Source organism: Streptomyces sp. NPDC059957 (assembly GCF_042730015.1).
GTDB lineage: Bacteria > Actinomycetota > Actinomycetes > Streptomycetales > Streptomycetaceae > Streptomyces.
Genome location: NZ_JBHWMB010000108.1, coordinates 14,465 through 21,375 on the forward strand (window position 1 = coordinate 14,465; position 6,911 = coordinate 21,375).

Annotated in this window: 4 protein-coding genes; all 4 read right to left on the bottom strand. The window is 73.9% G+C overall.

Annotation, left to right across the window (positions count from 1 at the left end; all coding sequences use genetic code 11):
- Positions 1 to 1,376, bottom strand: a 1,376-nt coding sequence (locus ACFWBW_RS38745; RefSeq protein WP_385383573.1) for a HelD family protein, incomplete at its 3' end; no start/stop codon positions are given.
- A 165-nt stretch (positions 1,377 to 1,541) separates the two neighbouring features.
- On the bottom strand, positions 1,542 to 2,306 hold the full coding sequence (locus ACFWBW_RS38750; RefSeq protein ID WP_385383562.1) for a carbonic anhydrase: 765 nt from the start codon (positions 2,304 to 2,306) through the stop codon (positions 1,542 to 1,544).
- 232 nt (positions 2,307 to 2,538) lie between these two features.
- Entirely contained in the window at positions 2,539 to 3,561 is a 1,023-nt protein-coding gene (locus tag ACFWBW_RS38755) for a hypothetical protein (RefSeq protein ID WP_385383565.1), read from the bottom strand.
- Positions 3,562 to 3,566: 5 nt separating this feature from the next.
- Positions 3,567 to 6,911, bottom strand: a 3,345-nt coding sequence (dnaE, locus tag ACFWBW_RS38760) for a DNA polymerase III subunit alpha (protein ID WP_385383568.1), incomplete at its 5' end; no start/stop codon positions are given.

Consider the following 6,911-nt stretch of genomic DNA (forward strand, 5'->3'; position numbering starts at 1 on the left):
TCGTCGAGCAGCGGGACGTCGGCCGGGGTCCAGTCCGCCTCGCCCGTCGTCGTGCGCCGGATCAGCCCGGCCTCCCGCTCGGGGAGGTACGTGGGCTCGGCGAGGTAGTCGGCGATCAGCTGCCGGGGGGTGAGCGGGGGCCACAGCGTGTCGATGGCGGCGTGCACCTCGGCGCTGGTCGCGATCTCCTTGCCCAGCTGGGCGATGTCGTCGGGGCCGAGCAGGTTGGGGCCGCCGTAGGGGTCGGCGCCGAGCCGGTCGGCGAGCTGTTCGGTGAGCGCGTCGATGATCCGGAATGCGAAGTACGGGCGCGCCAGGTTGTGCGGCAGGCCGGTGGCACGGGCCCGGTCCCGGGCCTCGTGGGCCATGGTCCGGTCGAGCAGCAGCGTCCCGTAGTCGTCGTGGTCGATCTCCAGGGCCGGTTCGGGGACCAGGTCTGCGTCCTCGCCGCTGCCCGCGGGCACGGTCTCCGGCAGTGCCTGCCGGTCGCTCACGACGCGGGCGAGGATGCCGGCCATCTCTGCGCGCCCCTTGACGGCGGCGGCGCCGGGGCGGTCCACGGCGCTCGCGCGCACGCCGGGGAACAGCTCGCCCGGGGTGGCCAGCAGCACCCCGGTCTCGCCGAGGGCCGGGAGGACCTCGCCGATGTAGCCGAGGAAGGCCGGGTTCGGCCCGACGATCAGCACGCCGCGCTTGGCGAGCAGCTCGCGGTGCGCGTAGAGCAGGTAGGCGGCCCGGTGCAGGGCCACGGCGGTCTTGCCGGTGCCCGGGCCGCCCTCCACCACCAGGATTCCGCGGTGGGTGGAGCGGATGATGCGGTCCTGCTCGGCCTGGATGGTCTGGACGATGTCGTGCATCCGGCCGGTCCGGGCGGCGTCGAGCGCGGAGAGCAGCACGGCGTCCGCGTCGGCCCCCTCGTGGCCGGTGCGCTCGGTGTCGGCGAGGTCGAGGATCTCGTCGTGCAGGGCCGTGACCTCGCGGCCCCGGGTGGTGATGTGGCGGCGCCGGCGCAGTCCCATGGGGGAATACCCGGTCGCGAGATAGAACGGCCGTGCGACTTCGGCCCGCCAATCGAGGACGAGGGGGGTGCGCTCCCTGTCGTCCTGCCTGATTCCAATGCGGCCGATGTGGTGGTCCGAGCCGTCGGAGAACTCCAGCCGGCCGAAACACAGGCCGCTTTCGCCAGAGTTCAGAGCGGAAAGCAGACCGGACTGTTCAGCGACCACGACATCCCGCTCCAGTCGCGCCTGGAACCCGCTGCCGGCCTCGCCGAGCGCACCCTGCACGGCGCGTTCGGCGTTCTCTCGCAGGTCGTCGAGGCGCGCGTAGAGGGACGTGATGAATTGCTGCTCATTCCGGAATTCTTCGGTTGACAATTCCACTCCTGACGCGGTACGGTGTCCTCATAAGCCTTTTCACGTCTCAGCTCTGCCTTGATGTGAAACATCAAATATACGCAGACAAACACCCCGGCCGTCAATCGGTCCGGGGTGTTTTTGTGTGGCGACGACGATGCGCTGCCATGCGATATCCGAACGCTATTACTCGGTGCGCAGCATGCGGACCTTCTGGTCGACCAGGTCGTAGCGCGCGACCGCCACGGCGAGCCGGCCGGTGGCTATCCTGCGGGCCAGGTCCGGCTCCGCCGCCAGCAGGCCCCGGGTCCGGCGCGCGTGGGCGTCGATGGTGGCCGCGACCCGGGCCTCACCGTGCTGACCGTGATCGATGGAGGGCCGGATCTGCTCGGCCAGGTACTGGATGTGGGCGGGCAGCTCGGTACCGGTCTCGTCGGCGTGGACCGCGGCGCCGACGGCCCCGCACGACTGGTGGGCGAGGACCAGGACCAGGGGGACGTCGAGCTCCAGGACCCCGTACGCGATGCTGCCGAGCACCGCCTCGTCCAGCACCTCGCCCGCCGCGCGCACGGTCAGCAGATCACCGAGCCCTTGATCGAAGACGAGCTCCGGCGGCACCCGCGAGTCCACGCAGCCCAGCACGATCGCGAAGGGGTGCTGTTCCCGCGCCACCTGGAGGCGTACGGAACGCGACTCGTGCGGGTGCTGCTGGCGGTACGCCGCCCAGCGCCGGTTGCCGGCCGCGAGCCGCCGCAGCGCCTCCTCGGGACTCCGCGGACGGGCCCCGTCCAGCGCTTCGGCGGAGGCCTCGGCGGCGGAGGCCGGGAAGACGGAGCCGAGCCCGAGGACGGAGCCGACGGACCCGGCGGCCGCCGTACCGGCCAGGGCGGTGCGCAGGAGGACCCGACGGCTGGGCGAACTGGCGGAAGACGCCTGTGTGTTCGAGGACATTCGGGGACGCTAACCCCGCTCCGGCCCGCCGGGACCACCCCCGGACGGAAATGGCGGGTTCCTCCCGGAGCCCGGCTCGATCGGGACGGCGAAGGCGAAGGTCCGTCGCCTGCGCCGTCCGTTGGCGTGCCCGAGGGACGCCTCGGTGGAGCGGTCGACCTCGTGGCCGTCGGGTCGAGGACCGACATGCCGCGGCTCGGCGTCGCGGCTGTACCGGTCAGCAAGCCGGGCCTCAGGCCGCCGTCGTGATGACGACGGCCGCCGGGCCGACCGTGCCCGGCCCGTAACGGTGGTTGAGGGCGTCGATGACCGGTTCGGCGCGCACCCGTGCTTCACGGACGGGATCGAAGGTCAGCTGCGTCGGCGCCTGCGCGCCGTCGACGGCCTGGGCCGTCAGCGCGATCCGGCGGATCCGGGCACGCTGCAGCCCGAAGCCGTCCAGGACCTCGTACACCGCCCGGCGCACGTCATCGGTGTGAGCGGAAGCCATCGGCAGGGTCCGGGTCTTCGCCAGTTCGCTCCGGTCGGCCATGCGGACGGCCACGGTGACGGTACGCACGGCCTGTCCGCGTGAGCGCAGGAGGGCCGCGAGCTCCGTGGTGAGCCGGAGCGCGGTGGCACGTACCTGCGGGCCGTCGAGGACATCGCTGGGGAAGTCGGCCCGAAGGCTGACCGACACCGGCTCCCGCCCGGGGGCGACGGTACGGCGGTCGATTCCCCGCGCCTGCTCCAGCAGGGCCTGCCCGGGCCTGCCGAGGACCCGTGCCGCCGTGACGGCGGGCAGATCCGCCAACTGCCCGATGGTGTCGACCCCGAGCGTACGGAGCTGCGCCGCCGCGGTGCGCTGGATCCCGTAGAGGTCCTCGATGGGGAGCGGTCCGAGGAACGAGCCGATCTCGGACGGCATGACCAGCAGCAGCCCCCTTTCCCCGGCACGGGCGGATGCCATGGCCGCCACCGACCACGACGGGCCGACCCCCACCGACATGTCGAGCCCGTGCAGCGCGAGGACCTGGAGGCGGAGCCGGTTCGCCAGACCCACGGGGTCCACGGCGAACAGCCGAAGAGCGCCGGACATCTGCGCGATCGCGGCCGAAGGCGGCAGCGCTTGGGCAACCGGGGTGAACCGGCCGAGTACCTCCATCAGTTCGGGCAGCCCGCGGCCCCCGTCCCGGCGGTGGAGCCGGATGTGGAAGAACACCGGTTGCTTCGTGCCCGCCGCCCCCACCCCCTCTGACCGATCGCTCTGTCGCATGGTGGTCACCCCGCCGAGCCGGGGCTGGTGTAGCCGAGGGACTTGAGGTCGGCGGCGCGGGTGCCCGCGGGCTGGAGGTCCGCGTACGGGTGGAGGCGCGCTCCGCTGGTGCCGTTGGCGAGGGTGCGCGGCGGGGCGGCGCCCTGGGCGGGCGTGGGGGCCGGATCGGCGCGGCCCAGCAGGGCGAGGGCGGCTTCGGGGCCCCGGTCGCGGCGGGCGACCGCGATCTCCTCGAGGTTCCAGACCATCTGGCCGACCACGGTGCGGCGCGGCCCGCGGGCCTCGACGGTGCCGCGGACCAGGAGCAGACCGGAGTGGAAGACCGTGTGGGCGCAGGCGTCGTGGCTGTCCTCGAAGAACGCGATGTCGACGAGGCCCCGGCCGTCCTCCAGGGTCACGAAGATGATCCTCTTGCCCGAGGGGATCGGCGGTGTCTGCGTCGAGGCGCGGACTCCGGCGACCAGGACCCGCTCCCCGGGGCGCATCGCGCCCAGGTGGGCGGAGTCGACGGCGCCGATCTCGCGGAGCAGCCGGTGGTGGTGCTCCATCAGGTGCTGGGAGACGTCGATGGACAGGACCTCGATCTCCGCGTTGAGCGCTTCGCGGCTGGTCATCTCCGGCAGCCCCGACGGTGTGGCGGTGACGAGTGCGCCGCCGAGGGCGAGTTGGCCGTCGACCGCGCGCCCCCGGGTGTGGCGGTGGAGCTCGGAGACCTGGAGGAGGAGGTCGCGGCGGGTGAGGCGGCCGCGCAGAGCGTCGAGGGCGCCGATCCGGATCAGGCGCTCGGCGGTCGGGAGCGCCGGGCGGGCCCGCTCCCAGAAGTCCTGCAGCGAGGCGTAGGGCGGGCCGGCTGCGATGCGGGCCACTTCCTCGGCTCCGGCTCCCTTCACCGTCGACAGCGAGAGCCGGACCGCCCAGGCCCCGTCCGCCGTCCGCTCGACGCGGTGTTCGGGCGCGGAGCGGTTGATGTCCACGGGGAGTACGGACACGCCGTGGCGGCGGGCGTCGGAGACGATCACCCGGGCGGGCCACATGCCCGGGTCGTGCTCCAGCAGCCCGGCGTAGAGGGCCGCGGGGTGGTGGGCCTTGAGCCAGGCCGACTGGAGGGCGGGCACGGCGAAGGCGACGGCGTGCGCGCGGCAGAACCCGTACGCACCGAACGCCGCGACGATCCCCCACACCTCGTCGAGCACCGCGCCGGCGTAGCCGCGGGCGCCCGCCCGCTGCCGGAACCACGCCTCCACCCGGGGCAGCCGGTCCGGTCCCGCGAGGGCGCGGCGCGCGATCTCGCCCAGTGCCCGGTCGCAGCCGGTCATCACCGCGAAGATGTCGATGATCTGCTCGTGCCAGATGGTCACCCCGTAGGTGTCGGCGAGGACCGGTTCGAGGTCGGGGTGCGGGTAGCGGGGGGCGGCTCCGTGGCGGGCGGCGATGTAGAGGGCGGGCATGCCGCCCTTGACCGGGCCCGGACGGAACAGGCTGATGTCGGCGATGACGTCCTGGACCCCGCGCGGCTGGAGGCGGCCGACGAGGTCCTGCTGGCCGGGCGACTCCAGTTGGAACATGCCCACGGTGTCGCTGGCGCAGATGAGGGCGAAGGCGCCGGGGTCGGCGAGGGGGACGTGATCGGGGTTGTCGAGGTCGAGCTGGCGGCCGGTGGTGCGGCGGATCTCGGCGACGGCGTGCGCCATCGCCGACTGCATCCGTACGCCCAGGACATCCAGTTTGACCAGCCCGAGGTCTTCGACGTCCTCCTTGTCCGCCTGGACCATCGGGTAGCGCCCGCCCGGGGTGGGCTGCACCGGCAGCCGGTCCAGGAGGGCGGCGTCGGAGAGGATCACTCCGCACGGGTGCATGGCGTAGCCGCGCGGCAGGGCGTCCAGGCCCTCGGCCAGCTCCCACAGCGGACCGTACGAGGCCGCTTCGGCGGCGAGTTCCTTGAGCTCGGGGAGCTCGGCGAGGGCTCCGCGGATGTCGCAGGCCCGGATGTGCGGGAAGGACTTCGCGATCGTGTCGACGGTCTGCGGGGGCAGGCCGAGGGCGAGGCCCGTGTCGCGCAGGGCGTGGCGGGCCCGGTAGGTCTCCGGCATCGCGGCGACGGCCACGCGCTCGGAGCCGAACCGTTCGATGATCCGGTCGTAGACCTCCAGGCGGCGGGCCGACTCCACGTCGAGGTCGATGTCGGGGAGCGAGCGGCGGCGGACGCTGAGGAAGCGCTCGAAGAGCAGGTGGTGTTCGAGGGGGTTGGCCGTGGCGACGAAGAGGGCGTGGTTGACCATGCTCCCGGCTCCGGATCCGCGGGCGGCGACCCGGATGCCCATGGCCCGGATGTCGGTGACGACCTGGGCGACCGCCAGGAAGTACGACTCGAAGCCCAGCTTCCCGATCACGCCGAGCTCGTGCTCCAGCCGCCGGACCGCCTGCCGGTCGCGGTCCAGGCCGCGCGCGAACATCCCTTCCGCGCAGCGCCGGCGCAACAGGGCCGCGGCCTCGTCCGGCCCGGGGCCGGCGCCCACCGACTCCGGCTCGGGGAAACTGCGCCGCGCGGGGGCGGTGCCGATGCCGATGCCGAGGTCGGCCACCGGGTCGACGGTGCACAGTTCCGCCGTACGTACGGTCTCCGCGAGCAGCTCCGCCGTACGGGTCGGGTCCGAGGCGGCGCCCGAGCCGGCTCCCGGGCCGGTGGCCGCGGCGATCCGCTCGGCGGCGTACGCCATCGCGTCCGGCCCCTTCAGCCAGCGCTCGCCGCTGTCCAGCCGGCGGCGGTCGATGGGGCGCAGCAGCCGGGCGGAGTCCAGTACGTCGGCGATGCGGTGCTGGGCGGGGTCGGCGTAGCGGACGGCGTTGGTGAGCACCGCCGGGATGCCGAGCCGGTCGGCCAGCCCCAGGGTGCGGGCGGCCAGACGCAGCGAGCCCGGCCCGGTGCCGGGGACCCCGTACCAGAGCACCTCCAGCCGCAGCCCCGGGCCCACGATCTCCCGCCAGGGGGCGAGGAGCCGCTCGGCCAGATCGGGCCGGCCGGCGGCGAGGGCGCGCACGGGCTCGGACATCGGGCCGAGCATGACCACCATTCCTTGGTCCGCGTAGCGCTCCAGGACGGGCCAGGACACGACGGGTGGCGGGGCCAGGGCGGGGGCGGGGGATGCGGCTGTGGCTATGGCTGCGGCCGCAGCTGCGGCCGCGTGGGAGGCGTCGGCGGGGGCTTCGGCCGCGCGGGCGGCGCCCCCGTGGGCACCGGCCGCGTGGGCACCGGCCGCGTGGGCGGCGGAGACCAGGCGGCACAGCCGGGCCCATCCGGCCGCGTCCCGCGCGAGGAGGGTGACCCGCAAGGGCGGCTCGACCACGTAAGC